21 protein-coding genes are annotated in these 17,658 nt (G+C 42.9%); 5 read left to right on the top strand and 16 right to left on the bottom strand.

Features of this window, described 5'->3' with window-relative positions; genetic code table 11:
• Genes CSV80_RS00180 through cymR form a run of 4 tightly spaced genes read right to left on the bottom strand, consistent with a single transcriptional unit; the run spans position 1 to position 3,399 of the window.
• Complete coding sequence (locus tag CSV80_RS00180) at positions 1-666, bottom strand: tetratricopeptide repeat protein (RefSeq protein ID WP_099669100.1); 666 nt, start codon at positions 664-666, stop codon at positions 1-3.
• A 12-nt stretch (positions 667-678) separates the two neighbouring features.
• Entirely contained in the window at positions 679-1,797 is a 1,119-nt protein-coding gene (gene mnmA, locus CSV80_RS00175; protein WP_099669099.1) for a tRNA 2-thiouridine(34) synthase MnmA, read from the bottom strand.
• A 21-nt stretch (positions 1,798-1,818) separates the two neighbouring features.
• A complete protein-coding gene (locus CSV80_RS00170; RefSeq protein WP_099669098.1) occupies positions 1,819-2,967 on the bottom strand; it encodes a cysteine desulfurase family protein in 1,149 nt (382 codons plus the stop codon).
• A 12-nt stretch (positions 2,968-2,979) separates the two neighbouring features.
• A complete protein-coding gene (cymR, locus tag CSV80_RS00165) occupies positions 2,980-3,399 on the bottom strand; it encodes a cysteine metabolism transcriptional regulator CymR (protein ID WP_029054640.1) in 420 nt (139 codons plus the stop codon).
• 126 nt (positions 3,400-3,525) lie between these two features.
• Here cymR and CSV80_RS00160 point away from each other — a divergent pair, with 126 nt between their 5' ends.
• A complete protein-coding gene (locus CSV80_RS00160) occupies positions 3,526-4,821 on the top strand; it encodes a replication-associated recombination protein A (protein ID WP_099669097.1) in 1,296 nt (431 codons plus the stop codon).
• A gap of 64 nt (positions 4,822-4,885) precedes the next feature.
• Here the strand turns inward: CSV80_RS00160 and CSV80_RS00155 are convergent, their stop codons facing one another.
• The 7 genes from CSV80_RS00155 to nadC form a co-directional block, all read right to left on the bottom strand.
• The gene (locus CSV80_RS00155; protein WP_099669096.1) at positions 4,886-5,686 is read right to left on the bottom strand and encodes a DUF6612 family protein; all 801 of its coding nucleotides are present in this window, start codon (positions 5,684-5,686) and stop codon (positions 4,886-4,888) included.
• Between the two features lie 90 nt (positions 5,687-5,776).
• On the bottom strand, positions 5,777-6,856 hold the full coding sequence (locus CSV80_RS00150; RefSeq protein ID WP_099669095.1) for a branched-chain amino acid aminotransferase: 1,080 nt from the start codon (positions 6,854-6,856) through the stop codon (positions 5,777-5,779).
• 19 nt (positions 6,857-6,875) lie between these two features.
• Complete coding sequence (locus tag CSV80_RS00145) at positions 6,876-8,120, bottom strand: glutamate-5-semialdehyde dehydrogenase (protein WP_099669094.1); 1,245 nt, start codon at positions 8,118-8,120, stop codon at positions 6,876-6,878.
• A 19-nt stretch (positions 8,121-8,139) separates the two neighbouring features.
• A complete protein-coding gene (proB, locus tag CSV80_RS00140; RefSeq protein WP_099669093.1) occupies positions 8,140-9,231 on the bottom strand; it encodes a glutamate 5-kinase in 1,092 nt (363 codons plus the stop codon).
• A gap of 57 nt (positions 9,232-9,288) precedes the next feature.
• A complete protein-coding gene (locus CSV80_RS17275; protein ID WP_143560439.1) occupies positions 9,289-9,519 on the bottom strand; it encodes a hypothetical protein in 231 nt (76 codons plus the stop codon).
• Between the two features lie 46 nt (positions 9,520-9,565).
• Positions 9,566-10,675, bottom strand: coding sequence for a quinolinate synthase NadA (gene nadA, locus CSV80_RS00135; protein WP_099669092.1), 1,110 nt, complete (start codon positions 10,673-10,675; stop codon positions 9,566-9,568).
• A gap of 5 nt (positions 10,676-10,680) precedes the next feature.
• Entirely contained in the window at positions 10,681-11,529 is an 849-nt protein-coding gene (gene nadC, locus CSV80_RS00130; protein ID WP_099669091.1) for a carboxylating nicotinate-nucleotide diphosphorylase, read from the bottom strand.
• Between the two features lie 108 nt (positions 11,530-11,637).
• Between nadC and CSV80_RS00125 the strand changes: the two genes are divergently transcribed.
• Positions 11,638-12,789, top strand: coding sequence for an IscS subfamily cysteine desulfurase (locus tag CSV80_RS00125; protein ID WP_099669090.1), 1,152 nt, complete (start codon positions 11,638-11,640; stop codon positions 12,787-12,789).
• 16 nt (positions 12,790-12,805) lie between these two features.
• Complete coding sequence (locus CSV80_RS00120; RefSeq protein ID WP_099669089.1) at positions 12,806-13,345, top strand: transcription repressor NadR; 540 nt, start codon at positions 12,806-12,808, stop codon at positions 13,343-13,345.
• A 13-nt stretch (positions 13,346-13,358) separates the two neighbouring features.
• Here CSV80_RS00120 and CSV80_RS00115 read toward each other — a convergent pair whose 3' ends face one another.
• The gene (locus tag CSV80_RS00115) at positions 13,359-14,051 is read right to left on the bottom strand and encodes an LrgB family protein (RefSeq protein ID WP_099669088.1); all 693 of its coding nucleotides are present in this window, start codon (positions 14,049-14,051) and stop codon (positions 13,359-13,361) included.
• Positions 14,048-14,425, bottom strand: a complete 378-nt coding sequence (locus CSV80_RS00110; protein WP_099669087.1) for a CidA/LrgA family protein — start codon at positions 14,423-14,425, stop codon at positions 14,048-14,050. Before CSV80_RS00110 ends, CSV80_RS00115 begins: the two co-directional genes overlap by 4 nt.
• Before the next feature lie 246 nt (positions 14,426-14,671).
• On the opposite strand from CSV80_RS00110, the gene CSV80_RS00105 reads away from it, so the two are divergent.
• The gene (locus CSV80_RS00105) at positions 14,672-14,884 is read left to right on the top strand and encodes a cold-shock protein (RefSeq protein WP_099669086.1); all 213 of its coding nucleotides are present in this window, start codon (positions 14,672-14,674) and stop codon (positions 14,882-14,884) included.
• A gap of 77 nt (positions 14,885-14,961) precedes the next feature.
• On the opposite strand, the gene CSV80_RS00100 is transcribed toward CSV80_RS00105, so the two are convergent.
• Positions 14,962-15,159, bottom strand: a complete 198-nt coding sequence (locus CSV80_RS00100) for a zinc-finger domain-containing protein (protein WP_099669085.1) — start codon at positions 15,157-15,159, stop codon at positions 14,962-14,964.
• A gap of 109 nt (positions 15,160-15,268) precedes the next feature.
• Here CSV80_RS00100 and CSV80_RS00095 point away from each other — a divergent pair, with 109 nt between their 5' ends.
• A complete protein-coding gene (locus CSV80_RS00095) occupies positions 15,269-15,670 on the top strand; it encodes a reverse transcriptase-like protein (protein WP_099669084.1) in 402 nt (133 codons plus the stop codon).
• 353 nt (positions 15,671-16,023) lie between these two features.
• Here the strand turns inward: CSV80_RS00095 and CSV80_RS00090 are convergent, their stop codons facing one another.
• Together CSV80_RS00090 and CSV80_RS00085 are read right to left on the bottom strand one after the other, a co-directional pair.
• Complete coding sequence (locus CSV80_RS00090; protein WP_099669083.1) at positions 16,024-16,218, bottom strand: hypothetical protein; 195 nt, start codon at positions 16,216-16,218, stop codon at positions 16,024-16,026.
• Positions 16,219-16,395: 177 nt separating this feature from the next.
• Positions 16,396-17,622: an S-layer homology domain-containing protein gene (locus CSV80_RS00085; protein WP_158231827.1), complete on the bottom strand. Its 1,227-nt coding sequence runs from the start codon at positions 17,620-17,622 to the stop codon at positions 16,396-16,398.
• Positions 17,623-17,658 lie beyond the last annotated feature (36 nt).

The raw sequence follows: 17,658 nt of genomic DNA, 5'->3' as shown, positions 1-17,658 counted from the left end.
TTACTCGCCTTGTTCTCCAAGCTTGATCATATCGAATAAATAGCGTGCTTGTGTATGGTCAGGTTCTGCAGTGAATGCTTGTTCTAAGTGTGACAGTGCACTTGCTTTGTCTTCCGTTGATACTGCATATAAAACACCCAAATTATAATGGCTATCCGCATGATCCGGAACTACCGCCAAGATCGATTCAAATACAGGCTTCGCCTCTTTAAATAGCTCGAGTTTCGCTAGTAAAATTCCATAGGACAATGCAATTTCCTGATCGTCAGAATTTAATTCAACGGCACGCTGCAAATATGGTAAAGCTAAACGGTCATTACCTGCTTGTTCCATACTTTTACCGAGCATGAAATATGCATCGGCAGAGTCCAATCCTGTTTGGATCGCTTTTTCATATAATTTTGCTGCTTCTTCAAAGCGTTCTTGATTGTAATACAGATTTGCCAGTCCGTAAAATGCCGTTCCTGCACTTTCGTCAAGCGTCAACGCTTTTTGGAAAAATGGTTCCGCCTGCTCAGCATCTCCAAGTGACGCAAAAATATTTCCAATATTAATATACCCTGTAGGCTCTTCCGGGTTTTCTTCTACTGCTTTCATGAAAAGCTCAATTGCTTTCTCATAATTGCCTTCTTGCATTTCTTTAATCGCATCTTGATGAATCGACATGCTGTTGCCTCCTTATCCTACGTATGTCAGTTTCTTGCCGTCTTTAAATACTTCATTGATTGTTCCGCCACCTAGGCACTCATCACCGTCATACAGCACGACAGCTTGTCCTGGCGTAACTGCACGAACAGGTTCATCAAACGTCACAATTGCTTCGTCACCAGTTAACTGCACAGTTACTTTAGTGTCGGGCTGACGATAACGGAATTTAGCTGTACAAGTGAACGTTTCCGGTAATTCTTTCGGTGAACAAATATTCATATCCGTTGCTTGTAAACTCGTTGAGAACAGTGTGTCATGATAGAAGCCTTGTTCAACTAGCAACACATTGCGCTCCAAGTCTTTACCGACGGCAAACCAAGGTTCACCAGCTCCACCAATTCCTAGACCATGACGTTGCCCAATTGTGTGGTACATGAGTCCGTCATGCTTGCCCATCTTCACTCCGGCCATCGTCTGCATCTCGCCTGGACGCGCAGGTAAGTACTCCCCAAGGAATTCTTTGAAATTGCGCTCACCGATGAAACAGATCCCTGTTGAATCTTTTTTCTTCGCTGTTGCCAGTCCCGCTTGTTCCGCGACTTCTCGAACTTCGCTTTTCTCCATATGACCTAGAGGGAACATCACTTGCTGAAGTTGTTCTTGTGTCAATTGATTCAAGAAATACGTTTGATCTTTATTATTGTCTACACCACGGAGCATCGCTACACCATTTTCACGTTCTACGACTTGCGCATAATGTCCAGTCGCCAAATAATCGGCACCTAGACTTTTGGCGTGCTCGAGGAATGCTTTGAATTTGATTTCTTTATTACACATTACATCTGGATTCGGTGTGCGACCTTTTTTGTATTCATCCAAGAAATACGTAAATACTTTATCCCAATATTGTTTTTCAAAATTAACTGAGTAATAAGGGATGCCGATCTGATCACATACGCAGCGTACGTCTTCAAAGTCTTCTGTCGCAGTACAATGTCCGGATTCGTCCGTGTCATCCCAGTTTTTCATAAAGATTCCGATCACTTCATAGCCTTGCTGTTTTAAGAGTAATGCCGCAACCGAAGAGTCCACTCCGCCTGACATTCCAATGACTACACGTGTATCAGCAGGTGCTTTTTTTGTTGTCATATTGTTCATCCTTTACTTAATTCATTTCACTAGTCGTTTGACTACATTCGCAATTCGATTGGCTGCTTCTTCTATAATAGATTCATCCAAGTCATAGCCGAAACTGATGCGAATCGAGTTTCTAGCTTTATCTGATTCTGTACCAACCATGGCCGTTACGACATGTGACGGTTCAAATGATCCTGCCGTACAAGCAGAACCACTAGATACGGCTACCCCTTCTAAATCTAAACTCATCAAAAATGTCTCCACATCGGTGCCGGGAAACGATACATGATAAATATGCGGTAAAGATGCTACTGCATCGGGAATGGTAGGCAGGAAATCGATTTGATGTTTTTCAAAGACTTCCGCCATTTTTTGTTTATACGAAAAATAGGCTGTTTGCTTTTCTTGTTTGGATTGCTCGGCAATAGAGACCGCTTCTGCAAACGCAACTATTGCTGGCACATTTTCAGTACCAGCACGTCGCTGTTTCTCTTGTGAACCTCCGAGTACTTGGCTCGACAGTAACTTGCCATTTCTCTGATAAAGGAAGCCGATTCCTTTAGGACCATTCAGTTTATGCGCCGAAACTGACAGTAAATCGACTTGCAGTTCTTCAACGTCAAGTGAACAACTACCGTAAGCTTGCACAGCGTCTGTGTGGAATACGGACTGATGTGTAGAGAGCAACCGGCCGATTTCTGCAATCGGTTGGATTGTTCCAACTTCATTGTTTCCGTACATGATGGATACTAAAATAGTTTCATCCGTTAACGCAGCTTGAACTTGTTCTGCTGTAATGACCCCATGCTTGTCAGGTGAAAGATATGTCACTTTATAGCCTTGTGACTCCAGTTGTTTACACGGGTTTAACACCGCATGATGTTCGATTTCCGTTGTAATAATGTGTTTGCCTTCTGTTTTCAACGACTGTACGTACCCAAAAATCGCCAAGTTATCCGCTTCTGTCCCTCCAGAAGTAACAATGATTTCATTAGGTGACGCATTGATCGAGGATGCTAGCGTTTTGCGGGCATCTTCCAGCACTTTTTTTGCGTGTCGACCAAATTGATGCGTACTTGAAGGATTACCATATGTATCTTGCAGCGCAGTGGTGAATCGCTCCAGTACAGCTGGATGCATCGGTGTCGTAGCGGCATAATCTAAATATATAGCTGGTTTCATCACTAAACTCCTTTAAATATAGAACATGTATTCATCAGCAGTGGACGTATCTTCAAATTCAATTAAATCTTTGATCGTCGTATGATCTAATACCCCTCGGATGGCGTCTCCGATTCGTTTCCATAGTTCGCGTTGCGGGATATCATCGTCATCAAGTCCTTCGACTAATTGGATTGGCCCTTCAAGCAAACGGATTACGTCTCCTGCCATAATTTCAGAAGGATCTTTTGCGAGTTTATAGCCACCGTAGGCCCCGCGAACACTCTTCACCATTCCGCTGTTGCGTAGAGGTGGGATGAGTTGTTCCAGATATGCTTCAGAGAGATTTTGCTCTTCTGCGATTTTACGCAAAGGTACAGGACCCTCTCCATATTTTCGTCCTAATTCTACTATTACTGTAAGTCCGTATCGTCCTTTAGTGGATATTTTCATTGGGCATCGTCCTTTACTAAAATTGCTGAAATCAGTATAGCATAATTGTATCACTGGTTCTTGCAAATGACTTCACTAATGTTTTACAGTATAATGAAGGAACAAACGTACGCTAGGAGGATGTACATGCATAATGAACCTTTGGCCTTTCGCATGCGGCCCGAGACGATTGATGAAGTGATCGGACAAGACCACGTCATCGGCAATAATACTCCCTTATATCGGATGATCAAGAACGGGCATGTCCCGTCTCTTTTATTATATGGTGAACCAGGTATCGGAAAAACGTCTCTAGCATACGCAATTGCGGGTACGTCAAAACTACCTTTCATTGCGCTAAATGCTACTGTGGCAGGCAAGAAAGATGTAGAAGATGTAGTGAAAGAAGCGCGGATGACAGGTAAAGTATTGCTATTTTTAGATGAAATCCATCGTTTCAATAAATTGCAACAGGATACGCTGCTTCCTCATGTAGAAAGCGGTTCGATCGTCTTGATCGGCGCAACAACGGAAAATCCGTTTCACGACGTCAATCCCGCTATTCGTTCACGTTGTGGGGAAATCGTCCAATTGAAACGATTGCAACCAAAAGATTTACTGGAATTACTCGAGCGCACGTTGAAAGACGAGAAAAAAGGACTTGGTAAGGAAACGATCGAAATCACTACAGAGCAACTAGAGAAAATTTCAGAAGGCGTCAATGGGGATGCGCGAAAAGCTTTAACGTTCCTCGAATCATTACTTGCTGCAAGTGATGAAGAGGACGGCAAGATTATTGTAGAAGATGCATTGCTCACTCAATTATTAACTAGGATTAGTTTACTAGGTGATAAAAAAGGCTCGCATCATTTTAATTTATTATCCGCTTTACAAAAAAGTGTCCGCGGAAGTGATGTCGATGCGGCGCTTTATTATTTGGCCCAATTACTTGAAATTGGCGATTTAACTGCAGTTACAAGACGCATGCTCGTCATGAGTTATGAAGATATTGGACTGGCAGCGCCAGATGTCGGAAGCCGTGTTCTCGCGGCCACGGATGCCGCACAGCGTCTCGGTATGCCAGAGGCACGTATTCCACTTGCCACGGCCATTATCGAGATGTGTCTGGCTTCCAAATCAAACTCCGCTTATAAAGCGATCGATGCGGCCACCAAAACATTGCACGAAAAGCCAACTGGCGAAATCCCGATGCATTTACGTGACACACACTACAGCGGATCCGCTGCGCTCGGTCATGGGGGCTACGTCTACCCACACGCAACACCCGTTGGCACATTCGGCGGTTGGACAGACCAACAATACTTGCCTGACAGCCTAGTACACTCTAAGTTCTACACCCCTGTAGAAGCAGGTGAAGAAACAAGAATGGCCGCCATTCACCAACGGCTTCAATCATTCAAAGGGAAAAAGAATCCACGTTAGAATTTAGCTAGATATCCAAAAAATCCACGCCAACCTGTAGTAGGTCAGCGTGGATTTTTTCCTATTACTCGAACATCTCCGCATCTTTCGGTGTGGAAATCGCATCGATATCATTAAAATAACTATACTTTGCATCAAGCTTCTGTTTATAACGGATATAATCCCGTCCAAAATAACTCGTGACATTTGCTGACATCTTCATGCCCGTCACAAACATCGTCTTTTCATTTACCGTCAGCTCTACATCTAGCTTCTCCACTACTGGAAATCCACCATGTGTATGAACAAACTTTTCTGGGTGTGGACTATTCACTGAAACCACTTCCATCAATTGACGATAATCAGCAGGTGATAAAGAAAACTGTATGGCATAACCGTAATCAATCTTTTCTATTTCTGCATCATGCACGAAAGGTTCTAACAGCGACAATTCCATGACAGGAGAGACGAACGGCACCCACACGCCAAGTAATTCCGCGCGTTGCTCTTCTGTCAGCTTTTGCCATTCGCTCTTTTCTTCTTCGAATGTCTCTTGCATAGCCAATTGGTTACCTTGGCGGAATAGCTGAATATTTTTCGCGCCTTGTTTTGGAATTTTCCAGACGACTTCCTCTGAAACCTTCAGTGGATTCTGTTCAATATCCGCCTGAACTTGTACGTTTTTACTTGTACGTTTTGCAGGATCGGATGTGACGCTACTTTCGTCGTACGCGATATTGGCATGGACAGATTCCAATTCATTCATCGCTTGTTCCGCTTTCTTCAATAAATCTTCCGCACTCGACGGGGCAGAAGACGTTTTTCCGCATCCTGTCACTGTAAATAGCAGTACTGCCAGGAATAGAACGATCAAACTTTTGTTCATCAGGAAACTCCCCTTCAATCAAAACTATTAACAGTGTACTTCACAGCAACGCAGTTGTCACGAACCATTCCACCTGTTTTATGAGGGAAATTAGTCTACCGGCACGACCCAGTTATATGGATCTTCCACTTTACCTGTTTGGATGCCTGTGATCGTCTCATATAACTTCAATGACAGCTCACCGATTTCATTATGATTGATCTCGCATTTCTCGCCATCATAGAATAGTTCACCTATTGGAGAAATAACAGCGGCCGTCCCTGTGCCGAATGCTTCTTCCAATGTACCTGCCCGGTTAGCTTCCATAATTTCATCGATGGAAACTTTACGTTCAGTAATTGGAATATCCCAATCTATTAATAATTCGATCACCGACTTACGGGTGATGCCTTCCAAAATACTACCATTGAGGCTTGGGGTAATAATTTCTCCATTGATTTTGAAGAATACATTCATCGCTCCCACTTCTTCGATATAGCAATGTTCTTTTGCGTCAAGCCATAGAACTTGCGAATACCCTTCCGCTTCCGCCACTTCTTGAGCTTTCATTGCGCCTGCATAGTTACCGGCTGTTTTCGCAGAGCCTGTACCACCTACTGCGGCACGGACATACTGTGATTCAACTGCAATTTTGACAGGATTGACTCCTTCTTTATAATACGGACCTACCGGAGACAAAATGATCATGAGTCGGTACGTTTTAGAAGGGGCGACACCTAAATAAGGCTGTGTCGCGAAAATGAAAGGACGCACGTAAAGGGAAGTCCCCTCTCTATCCGGAATCCAGTCTTTATCTAGAGAAATTAATTCTTTTAGCGCACTTAATACGAATTTTTCATCGAACATCGGCATGCATAATCTATCATTTGAACGATTCAAACGTTTCATGTTTTCGTCTGGACGGAATAAAACTACTTCCTTGTCTTCATTTAAATAGGCTTTCAATCCTTCGAAAACAGTTTGTCCATAATGTAACACGATAGCGGCCGGATCCAGAAGAAACGGCTTGTACGGCTCAATACGAGGATCATGCCATCCAGTTCCATCTGTATAATCCATCACAAACATGTGATCAGTAAAAATTGTCCCGAAAGCGAGTGGATCATCCGTTGCCGGCTTGTCTTTTGGTGCGGAAGTTTCATAGTGTAAAATATGTTTTTCAGTTGACATACATAACCCCTCCTACATATTATCTGATTTGTCCGGTTCCTCGAATCACAAATTTTGAAGAAGTCAGTGCTTCTAATCCCATCGGACCTCTTGCGTGAAGCTTTTGTGTACTAATACCAATTTCTGCACCATACCCGAATTCGAAACCATCCGTAAAGCGAGTGGAGGCATTGACGTAAACAGCTGCCGCATCTACGCTATTCAAAAATTGCTCAGCATGTGCATCCGTCTGGGTAATAATGCTTTCCGAATGCTTCGTACTGTACGTGGCAATATGTTCTAGTGCTTGCTGTACATTTTCCACGCTCTTTACGCGTAATGTCAAGTCCAAGTATTCACTTGACCAATCATTTTGTTCAACAGCTACGATATTCGAATCAAATGCCTGTAGCGTATCGTCACCTTGTAATTGAACATCTTGGTCTTGTAAAGCTTTGATCAAACTCTTGCCATGTTGCGCTAACCAGTTAGAATCAATCAAAACAGTTTCGATGGCATTACAAACTGATGGACGTTGTGTTTTGGCATTCACGACTATATCGATTGCCATTTTCTCATCAGCAGATTCATCGATAAAGACATGGCAATTTCCTGCACCCGTTTCGATGACGGGTACTGTAGATTCACGGATCACAGTCTGAATTAACTTCGCACCGCCACGTGGGATTAAGACATCTAAATAGTCATTGAGTGTGAATAATTCTTTCGCTGTTTCTCGACTTGTATCTTCTATTAATTGAACACAATCAACTGGCAATGAACTTTTTTCAAGTCCTCGTTGAATGACACGCCATAGTGCCAAATTGGAATGTTTTGCAGATGAGCTTCCGCGCAAGACGACCGCATTGCCTGTTTTCAATGCTAGGGACGCAGCATCAATCGTAACATTCGGCCGTGCTTCATAAATCATAGCGATGACACCGATTGGCACGCGCTTCTTGACAATATGTAATCCATTTTCCTTATGGATTTCTTCCAGCGTTTCTCCAATTGGATCGTGTAAATCAATCAGTAGACGAACACCTTCCGCCATGGCTTCGATTCTTTCAGGCGTTAATAAAATACGGTCTAGAACCGCCGAATCGATGCCTTTTTCACGACCTTCTTCAATATCTTTTTTATTTTCAATGAGCAATTGATCTTGTTCTTCCATTAATTGCTCAGCAATCAATTGCAATGCGCGGTTTTTCTCTTCAGTTGTCGCCACGTTCAATACAATACTCGCTTCTTTTGCAGCCTTTCCTTTATCTCTAATCTCACTCATATTCCATTCTCTCCTTTGATTATACTTGTACCCAGCGGTCACGGTGAATGACTTCTAGCATGGGCTTGAATTCTTCCAGTTTATCCTTATTAGAAATCGTTTGTTTTAATTGCTCAGACGAATAAGTAACTTCACCTTTACCGATCAATCCATCTAAACCGAACACTTCCACTACTTCCCCAACCCCAAATTCACCTTGGACTTTAAAGACGCCGGCTGGTAATAAACTGCGTCCATTATGTACAATCGCTTCTTCAGCGCCTTTATCGACGTATAGACGTCCAGTCGATTCGGAATGAAGTGCAATCCATTGGCGGTTCGTATTGATCGTGTTGGCAGCAGGGCTGGAAATATACGTGCCGTCTCCATAACCCTTTAAAATATCTAGCAATTTTGATGGACCGCGTCCTGTTCCGATGAAGACCGGAACGGCTAACGTGTGAGCGGTTCTGGCAGCTAGTAACTTCGAACGCATACCACCAGTTCCGACTTTCGAGCCGGTATCATCAGCGCCACCAAGCAGTTCATCTGAAATTTCAACCAACTTCGTCAATCGTACAGCATCTGGATCTGTTCGTGGATTACTTGTGTAGATGCCGTTGACATCGGTTAAAATAATCAACTGATCCGCGTGCAGAAAGCCACTGACTAATGCGGATAGCATATCATTATCACCAAAAGTTAACTCGTCAATGGATACCGTATCGTTTTCATTAATAATCGGCATGATGCCACGGTCAAGCAATTCGGACATTGCCGCAAACGCGTTGCGGTATCGATCACGGTCGGCAAAGTCATGACGCGTCAATAAGATCTGTGCCGGTATGACTTTATGTGCGCTGAATCTTTCGATATAGGATTGTATCAACAAGCTCTGGCCTACTGCCGCTGCGGCTTGTTTACCTTTAATCGTCTGTGGACGGGAGGAATAGCCGAGACGCGCAAAGCCTGCCGCCACCGCTCCTGAAGAGACGACAATAACTTCATGCCCGACGTTCTTTAGCATTGCCAAGGCATCGACATGATCATTGAATTTTACCTGATCGATTTCTCCATTATCATTCGTTAACGAGCTGCTACCAATTTTCACAACGATTCGTTGTCTTTTCATATGAATTCTCCTGCCATTTCTACATATCATCTACTTTTATACAATAAAAAAGCCCAATCATCCCGATACAATCAGGACGAAAGGACGTAACTTCCGCGGTGCCACCATCATTGGATTCATCTTCACGAATCCCGCTTTCCTTCTAACGCCAAGGTGCGCGCCTGTGTTTACACAGGACTCAAAAGGCAGGTTCGACAAGGCATTGCGACGGAAACTTCCAGCCGATGGTTTCCGCTCTCTAACACATGCTATTTTATCTACTGGTCCTTCTTCGACGTTCCATATCATTTCCCCAATCATACAATATTCAGAGTAATTGTCAAGCAATGCTGCGTTACTTTCGTTGTAGCATCCGGTCTAACGCTTCGATCGCATCTGCAGAGGTAACTGCATCCACTTGTATAATATTTTGCTCCGTGCCTTCCATAATACTTTCAAGACTCCATAGTAAATGTGGTAAATCGATACGGTTCATTGTCAAACAAGGACACATTAAAGGATTTAATGAAATGATATCTAAGTCAGGATGATTTTCTATCAATCGATTAACTAAATTCATTTCTGTGCCAATCGCCCATTTTGTACCAGGTGCGGCCGCTTCAATTTGATCAATAATATACTTTGTTGAACCGTCATCATCAGACTTCATCACAACTTCATGTGAGCATTCGGGATGAACGATAATACGACGATCAGGATCATTTTCACGTAACTGACGAATATTTTCTACCGTGAAGTTTTCGTGAACCGAGCAATGTCCCTTCCACAATATCACTTGACACTCTTCGTTTTGCCCATCGTGTTCTAGAGTATCTGTAATTGGGTTCCATACCGCCATATGATCAAGAGGCACGCCGAGTCCATACGCTGTGTTACGCCCTAAATGCTGATCCGGTAAGAATAAAATTCGCTTTTTCTGTGTGAACGCCCATTGAACGATTTCTTTGGCGTTTGACGAGGTCACTGTTGCGCCGCCATTACGGCCAACGAATGCTTTGATTGCTGCCGTTGAATTGACGTACGTCAACGGCAGAATCGTATCTCCAAACCGTGCTTGCAAGTCAGTCCATGCTCGTTCCGTCTGGTAGATATCTGCCATATCTGCCATCGAACAACCAGCACGCATATCGGGTAAATATACTTTTTGATTTTCCGTTGTTAAAATATCTGCCGTTTCTGCCATGAAGTGTACGCCACAAAACACGATATGTTCCGCTTGTTCGTTCGCTGCGCAGATTTGTGCTAATTGCAAAGAATCTCCTGTAGCATCCGCAAATTGAATCACTTCATTCTTCTGGTAGTGATGGCCAGGAATAAATAATTTGTCACCTAGTGTTTGTTTAATCGCGCGAATCTTTTCTTCCATTTCAGTCACCGTGTAGTGTTTATACCGCTCGGGTAACATAGCGTTTGCCTGTTCTCTTACAAGATCCATCATCGACATATTCTTCAGTCCTCCTGCGTAGTAAGTTGTATAGTCGCACTAATATCAGCTGCAATAACGGAATGCGTTAGGGCGCCGACCGATATGTAATCAATTCCTGTCTTGCCGTAAGAGGCGATCGTATCTTCTGTAATCATGCCGGAAGCTTCGGTAATGATCTGTGCGGGTACGAGTGGTAACCAGTTCATAATTTCTTCTGGCATCCGGTTATCAAACATAATAATATCCACGTTTGCTTCGATAGCTTCTTGTAGTTGCGCTAGAGATTCAATCTCTACTTCTATTTTCACCGTATGACCTAAACGTGTTCTCAGTAGTTGCACAGCATTGGTAATAGAACCCGCATATGCCAAGTGATTATCTTTTAGCATCACTGCGTCATACAGACCATTGCGATGATTAAATCCTCCGCCTGTACGGACTGCGTATTTATCTAGCATGCGAAGCCCAGGAGCTGTTTTGCGTGTATCACAAATCCTTGTCTTCGTCCCCGACAATAATGCGGTTAGGTCCGCGGTTTTCGTTGCAATCGCACTCATTCGCTGGATACAATTCAGCACTACTCGTTCCGCAGTCAAAAGACTTCTGACAGGACCTTTCGCAATTGCAAGTACTTGTTTGTCTGTTATTCTTTCTCCATCTTCTACGAGACACGTGACTTCTATAGATGGATTCATCACGTGAAAACCTGTCGTGATGACATCTACTCCGCAAAATACTCCTGATGTTTTAGAGATGATTTGCATTTCACCTATCGCATCAGCAGGAAATAATGAATTAGCCGATAGATCACCATCTCCTACATCTTCTATGAAAAACTGTTCAAGCATTGAGACCAATTTGATTCTATTCATGTGCAGTCCTACGACCCTTCTCTTTACGTAGTGTCTTTACATCTATCTTTACATATAAACAGTTATATGACAAGATGAATATATTATTTATTGCAGGAGGTCATTCAATTGCATTACTTTGATTACGCTGCCACGACGCCTCTACGTGAGGAAGCCGCCTCAGTTTATGTGTCGGTCTCACAACAACAGTTTGGTAATACGACGAGCCTGCACGACGCAGGAGGGGCTGCACAAAATATCTTGACCCATAGCAGACAAAACCTATCTGTACTTCTTGGCGTGCGTTCTGAAGGGGTATACTTCACTTCAGGCGGTACGGAAAGTAACACACTCGCACTAGTATCTTTGGCTGAGTCGGCAAAGAACAAAGGACAGCATATTATTCTGTCTGCTGCGGAACACCCTTCCCTCCATTCGGCTGCAGCGTACCTTGAAGGACAAGGCTTCCAAATTACGATGATTCCTTTTACAACGAAAGGCATCATCAATTTACAAGCACTGGAAGATGCCATTACGGAACAAACGACTGTCGTCTCGGTGCAACATTGCAATCCAGAAATTGGTACAATTCAACCAATCCGATCCATATCGGAATTAGTAAAACCGAAAGGAATTTATTTACATAGCGACTGTGTACAATCTTTTGGTAAATTATCTGTGCGTGACATCTCTCCTTATGTAGACAGCTTGTCGGTATCTAGCCATAAAGTGTACGGCCCAAAAGGCGTTGGGGCAGTCTATATCGATCCACGTATTCGCGCAGTTCCACTATTTCCAGGGGCTACACAAGAGAAAGGATTCAGAGGTGGAACGGTGAACGTACCAGGAATTGCTGCATTCGTGACGGCAGCTGAACTGGCAAATACGAATGAAGCAAAGTATCGCGCATTACGCTCTCTGTTCATGAATATACTTTCTACACATCAAGATTTGTTCACTTTCTATACTAGTCCCCGGCCATCTGAACAACTTCCGCAAATTATCGGACTATGCGCCAAACACTCAGAAGGACAGCTTATTATGTTAGAATTAAATAGAAGAGGATTTTCGGTGTCGACAGGCAGTGCTTGTCAAGTCGGTCAGCAACAGTCATCTATGACGATGAGCGCGATGAATATACCCGCCCACTTGGCGAAAGGATTTGTTCGGATTTCATTTGGCGAGACATCGACTAGTGAAAACGTCACCCAATTAGCAAAAGCGTTGCTCGAAGTGGCGGTATTAGCACATACTGCACAAACCCCGATAGACATTTTATAGATAGCAGGTGAGAGTTTTGCGTAAAAAAGCAAAAGTGGCAGGAGAACAGCGCCGTGATTTAATTCTCCAGACATTGAAAGAAGCAAATCATCCCGTAACGGGTGCAGTACTAGGTGATTTGACAAAAGTCAGCAGACAAGTAATCGTCAGTGATATTAATTTATTGAAGGCAAAAAATGAACCTATCATGGCGACAAATCAAGGATACTTATATACACAGTCAACTAAAAAAGTAAAAGACGTGGAAAAAATTATTGTCTGCAAACATACGCCTAATCAAACGGAAGAAGAGTTGCATATATTAGTCGACCACGGCGTAACCGTGAGAGATGTCCGTGTAGAACATCCTGTGTATGGCGATGTGCGTGCATCCATCATGGTATCGAACCGGCAAGAAGTGAAGACATTCATTGAACAGATTCAACAGGCACAAGCTCCTTATCTATTGAATTTGGACGAGAGTGGCATTCATTTACACGCTATTTCCGCTCCACGAGCAGAACAACTACACGATGCAGAAGAAGCATTAAAAAAAGCGGGATTCCTAATTGAATAGGAATTCCGCTTTTCTATGGAAATAACCAAATACCGAATAAAGGACCTGCAAGTGCGCCGATAATGGCTGATAATGTCATGGCGACCGAGCTCATGGAAGCCGTTTGTTCTCCGTATTCTAGCGCTTTAGAAGTTCCAATTGCATGCGCACCGACCCCGAGACCGATGCCTTGACCAATCGCTGTATCAATTTTGAACCAGCGATTGATCCAAGGTCCCATAAGGATTCCAGCGAGTCCGGCGATTATGACCAATACCGTCGCTAGCGAAGGAATGCCACCGAGTTCTTCTGCTATTTGCATTGCTATTGGCGACGTAATGGATTTCGGTAAAATACTCGCTAAAAGTTCGGTTGAAAACCCAACGAATCTAGCTGCTAGGACACCTGTCAACATCCCGATAATTCCTCCTACAACGACTCCACCGAAGATCGGCAACAAATTTTTCTTGATGAGATTCCTCTGCTTATATAGCGGGATACAAAGTGAGACAATGGCAGGGCCAAGCAATGCATCGATCCATTTGCCTCCTACCATATACGTTTCATATGACGTATTGAATAACGATAATACGATAATAACTACGATAGTCGTTGTCAGAATAGGGACTAGAAAAGGGGAACGTAACCTGACGTAGACGGCGTTCATCACAAAATAAAGAATTACTGTTAACAATATCATTGTCAGGGCAAGCACTACTGTATTCATGAAAGAGTCCCCTCCTCTTTCACATGACGCTTGGCAATAGATTGGCTGACAAGACTTGCGACGACCATTGTGATCAATGTACTGCCGATTGTGATTAAGATCAGCAGACTTCCTTTGCCGGCAAAAACATGGCCATAATCCATCACACCAACCGTAGCCGGAATCAGATAAAGCGGCAAAGTCGATAGAAATACATACGCACCTTTTTCCACCCAGCGAAGTGGAATAACTTGGATCGATAACAGTCCCCATAACACAAGCAAACCGATAATGCTTCCTGGCAACGGAATGGATAGTTTCGCCCGTAAAAACTCTCCTGCTAGAAATAGTATGTATAAAAATCCTACTTGCAAAAGTGTAATGATAATTTTCACTCTAACACTTCCTTACCTAATTCTTATATGTAGATAAAAATGAATACTTCTTCATTATAGGGAATAGTCAGACAAAAACCAATACTTTCCTTATTATCACTGAATGGTAATCAGAATATTCTTCCTAGCGTTGACACTTTTATCCTACTCATGTATAGTGTAAGAAGCCGTATTGGGCAAGTTGTCAATAATAGGCTTGTACGTTACGCGTGGAGTTGGATTTCTAATTGCCGAGGAGGAATTATTATGCACCAAGGTAAAGTGAAGTGGTTCAGCAGTGACAAAGGATATGGATTTATCGAAGCGGATGACGGGGAAGACATTTTTGTACATTTTACCGGAATTACTACCGATGGATTCAAGACACTGGCTGAAGGTCAAACAGTTTCTTTTGAAGTAATTGAAGGAAATCGTGGTCCACAGGCGGCTAACGTATCGACTCTTGAGGATGAAGTGTAACCTCATCTCGGCGCAAAGAGCTGAGTTTCTAACATAAACAAAGCATCCACGCAGTTGCGGGATGCTTTTTTCATTATTTATTTGGAGGCCGTACTGATCTTGTTGATTTCTCTTCCAAGGAATTGCAGCTGGTCTCCTACAGTACAGTCGGATATACAAAATTGGTGAGCGCCTGTTTTGCCTCGTTCGTTTGTGAGTTGTTTTTTGACGTAACAACCTTCACAATATATATCGAGCAATTGATTAATTTCTTTCATAATAACTACTTTATCCATTAGAAAAGAACTCCCACCTTTCTTCCTTCTATTGTAAGTTGGCTGACGGGATGTTGCAAGTGTTTCTAAGTTTTTTACAATTGATTACCAGATTGGAGTGAAAAATTTTATGTTAGAAGTGTACATAGATGGTGCTAGCGCAGGTAATCCTGGGTTGAGTGGAATTGGTGTGTATATTAAAGGAGAAGGTCAAGATGTGCGGATTAGTGAGCCGATTGAGCCAACGAATAATCACCACGCGGAGTTTCAAGCGCTTGTGAGAGGTCTTGAAGAGGCGTCTAAGCTGACGACAGGTATGGTGTCTGTAAGGTCTGATTCGGCAGTGGTCGTGCAATCGATGGAAAAAGAATTTGTGAAGAACGAGCAGTATGCACCTCATTTGAAAGAGGCTTTGAGACTCGTAGCGACGTTTGACTTTTTCTTTATTAAGTGGATTGCGGACAGTACAAACAAGACGGCAGATACGCTTGCACGGCAGGCGATATTGATGCAGAAGAAGCAAAAGGAATAAACTGAATGAAATGTTTTGTTGTCATTTGAGAAACCCTCATTAAAAGAGTGTACTGCTACTGCTTTATTTTTATTCGCACAGGTCGTTCTTCATGACGACCTTCATGCAGGAGTTTTAGCCTGATTGAGCGGTAGCATTGATGCGAGAAATGCACACCGTGATAAGATAGTGGTTGAAACCCGTTGATCTGCGCTGCAGCCGGATGCGTGTCCTATGGGCGGGCGGTGAACCGTACCCCTCGCTTTGCTTGCTGGGTGTTTCATCTGTCAAAGCAAAGATGTGCTCCTTATCATACTTCTTATATATGGCCCGTTTCAGGAACAGTTCACCTTCTACAACTTCCTCTATTTGCTTTATTCATTCATCATGGTTGCACTATCATTTTCAACTTCAAAAATCAAAAACTCCTCATCTTCTTCAACTACTACTTTTTCATATTTAATCTCTTTGTCAATTATCATTTCAAAGTAGTTCATTTCGTTATTCAATTCAAAAACTGAGCATTGATCAAATCGAACATCACCAATAAAAATCGCTCTTATTTTCATTGGACTTTCCTTCTCACAGTTTAAATTACAAAGTGGCGCATTTATTTAACGTCAAACCTCTCTACACTTCCACACCATTATACCAAAGATATCCAAATGTATTTCGAAAATAAAAAAGCACCGCAAAACGCGATGCTTCACTTGGTATTTAAAATTTGACGCACAGGCAGATATTTTCTACTTACTGTCGTTCATCTTTGTTATCTTGACTTCATAATAAAGCATATGTGTAGTCGGCGCTTTCACGTCTACCGTATAGCGTACTTCTTTTCCGTCAGTTAAGCGGACTGTTGCGATAAAGTTGCCGGTCTTGTTGACACGAATGAACACATCCGGTGAATCAGTATATCTTTCAAAAGGCATCTTATCGGATAGGACCTCTCCATCCGTATGCACCAAACGAACGTTTTCAACCTTTTCACCCGCTGCTAATTTCAGTCGTGCCCGTGTCTTTAAGATTTCAGATGGGTATTGAAGCTGTATCTTCAATTTACCGTCAACCTTTTTCACATCCACATAATATTTATGGTAATACCGTTTGATATTTTGCGCTTCCATACCATAATTACCACCGATTTGAATAGTTCCCCTTCCCTCTTTAAGCGGAGTCAATTGCAAGCGATCACCTGTATAACCTGCTGACGTCTGTCTTCCTTTAATGATTGCGGCATGATAAATCTCAGAGTTCGGAATGAATTCATCTGTATCTTCATCCGTCATGATTTCCGAGAATCGCAACATGGTCCCCGAGTTTTCTCCTTGCGTTTTTATTGAATAGGTCTCAGGGTGCACGCGCTCCGTTATCAGCATCAGTTTAGAAGCTTGTCCTCTCGTCACAAATTCATTGATACCGAATCTCTCCGGTGTAACGCCTGTTGTAATGCCGAGTTTATAAAGATTTAACACATTGGCACCATGAGAGTTAGTGGATTTCACATCACGGAATGGATTCTCCTTAGCAATGAAATCAAAGCGCGGCAGATCATACGCTTTAACAAGAATAGAAGCCATTTGTCCACGTGTTACAGGATCATTCGGACCGAAACTGCCGTCCGCATAGCCTCCCATTATTTCAAGTTCTGCAAGCTTTGCGATGGAATTGTAATAACCATTCGCTTTCGAAACGTCTTTAAATCCTGGTTCCTTTACGAAGTAATCAGGGTTTTCTTTTAGCAACTTCACTATAATCGCCGCAACTTGTCCGCGGGTGATCGGATTGCCGGGTTTGAACATTCCGTCCGGATATCCCGTAATAATATGACGTTCAGCCAATTCATTGACCGCCTCCGCAAAGTGCTTTGTTTCGGGTACATCTGTGAACTTCTGGTTACTTGCAGCCATACTTGATAATGGTAAGCTGAGGGCGAGAGCCACCGTGCCGAATGTCAAAAATAATTTCTTCATCATGTCGCTTCCTTTCGCTTGTGTATTTGTATATCC

The organism is Sporosarcina sp. P12(2017) (assembly GCF_002743035.1).
GTDB lineage: Bacteria > Bacillota > Bacilli > Bacillales_A > Planococcaceae > Sporosarcina > Sporosarcina ureae.
Note: the sequence above shows the minus strand (reverse complement) of the source record. Positions and strands in the feature narration are given on the sequence as shown.

Bases quoted from the DNA above. Each gene is read 5' to 3' on its own strand.
- CSV80_RS00180 (WP_099669100.1), bottom strand. From the start codon at position 666: ATGTCGATTCATCAAGATGCGATTAAAGAAATGCAAGAAGGCAATTAT.
- mnmA (WP_099669099.1), bottom strand. From the start codon at position 1,797: ATGACAACAAAAAAAGCACCTGCTGATACACGTGTAGTCATTGGAATG.
- CSV80_RS00170 (WP_099669098.1), bottom strand. From the start codon at position 2,967: ATGAAACCAGCTATATATTTAGATTATGCCGCTACGACACCGATGCAT.
- cymR (WP_029054640.1), bottom strand. From the start codon at position 3,399: ATGAAAATATCCACTAAAGGACGATACGGACTTACAGTAATAGTAGAA.
- CSV80_RS00160 (WP_099669097.1), top strand. From the start codon at position 3,526: ATGCATAATGAACCTTTGGCCTTTCGCATGCGGCCCGAGACGATTGAT.
- CSV80_RS00155 (WP_099669096.1), bottom strand. From the start codon at position 5,686: ATGAACAAAAGTTTGATCGTTCTATTCCTGGCAGTACTGCTATTTACA.
- CSV80_RS00150 (WP_099669095.1), bottom strand. From the start codon at position 6,856: ATGTCAACTGAAAAACATATTTTACACTATGAAACTTCCGCACCAAAA.
- CSV80_RS00145 (WP_099669094.1), bottom strand. From the start codon at position 8,120: ATGAGTGAGATTAGAGATAAAGGAAAGGCTGCAAAAGAAGCGAGTATT.
- proB (WP_099669093.1), bottom strand. From the start codon at position 9,231: ATGAAAAGACAACGAATCGTTGTGAAAATTGGTAGCAGCTCGTTAACG.
- CSV80_RS17275 (WP_143560439.1), bottom strand. From the start codon at position 9,519: ATGATATGGAACGTCGAAGAAGGACCAGTAGATAAAATAGCATGTGTT.
- nadA (WP_099669092.1), bottom strand. From the start codon at position 10,675: ATGTCGATGATGGATCTTGTAAGAGAACAGGCAAACGCTATGTTACCC.
- nadC (WP_099669091.1), bottom strand. From the start codon at position 11,529: ATGAATAGAATCAAATTGGTCTCAATGCTTGAACAGTTTTTCATAGAA.
- CSV80_RS00115 (WP_099669088.1), bottom strand. From the start codon at position 14,051: ATGAATACAGTAGTGCTTGCCCTGACAATGATATTGTTAACAGTAATT.
- CSV80_RS00105 (WP_099669086.1), top strand. From the start codon at position 14,672: ATGCACCAAGGTAAAGTGAAGTGGTTCAGCAGTGACAAAGGATATGGA.
- CSV80_RS00100 (WP_099669085.1), bottom strand. From the start codon at position 15,159: ATGGATAAAGTAGTTATTATGAAAGAAATTAATCAATTGCTCGATATA.
- CSV80_RS00095 (WP_099669084.1), top strand. From the start codon at position 15,269: ATGTTAGAAGTGTACATAGATGGTGCTAGCGCAGGTAATCCTGGGTTG.
- CSV80_RS00090 (WP_099669083.1), bottom strand. From the start codon at position 16,218: ATGAAAATAAGAGCGATTTTTATTGGTGATGTTCGATTTGATCAATGC.
- CSV80_RS00085 (WP_158231827.1), bottom strand. From the start codon at position 17,622: ATGAAGAAATTATTTTTGACATTCGGCACGGTGGCTCTCGCCCTCAGC.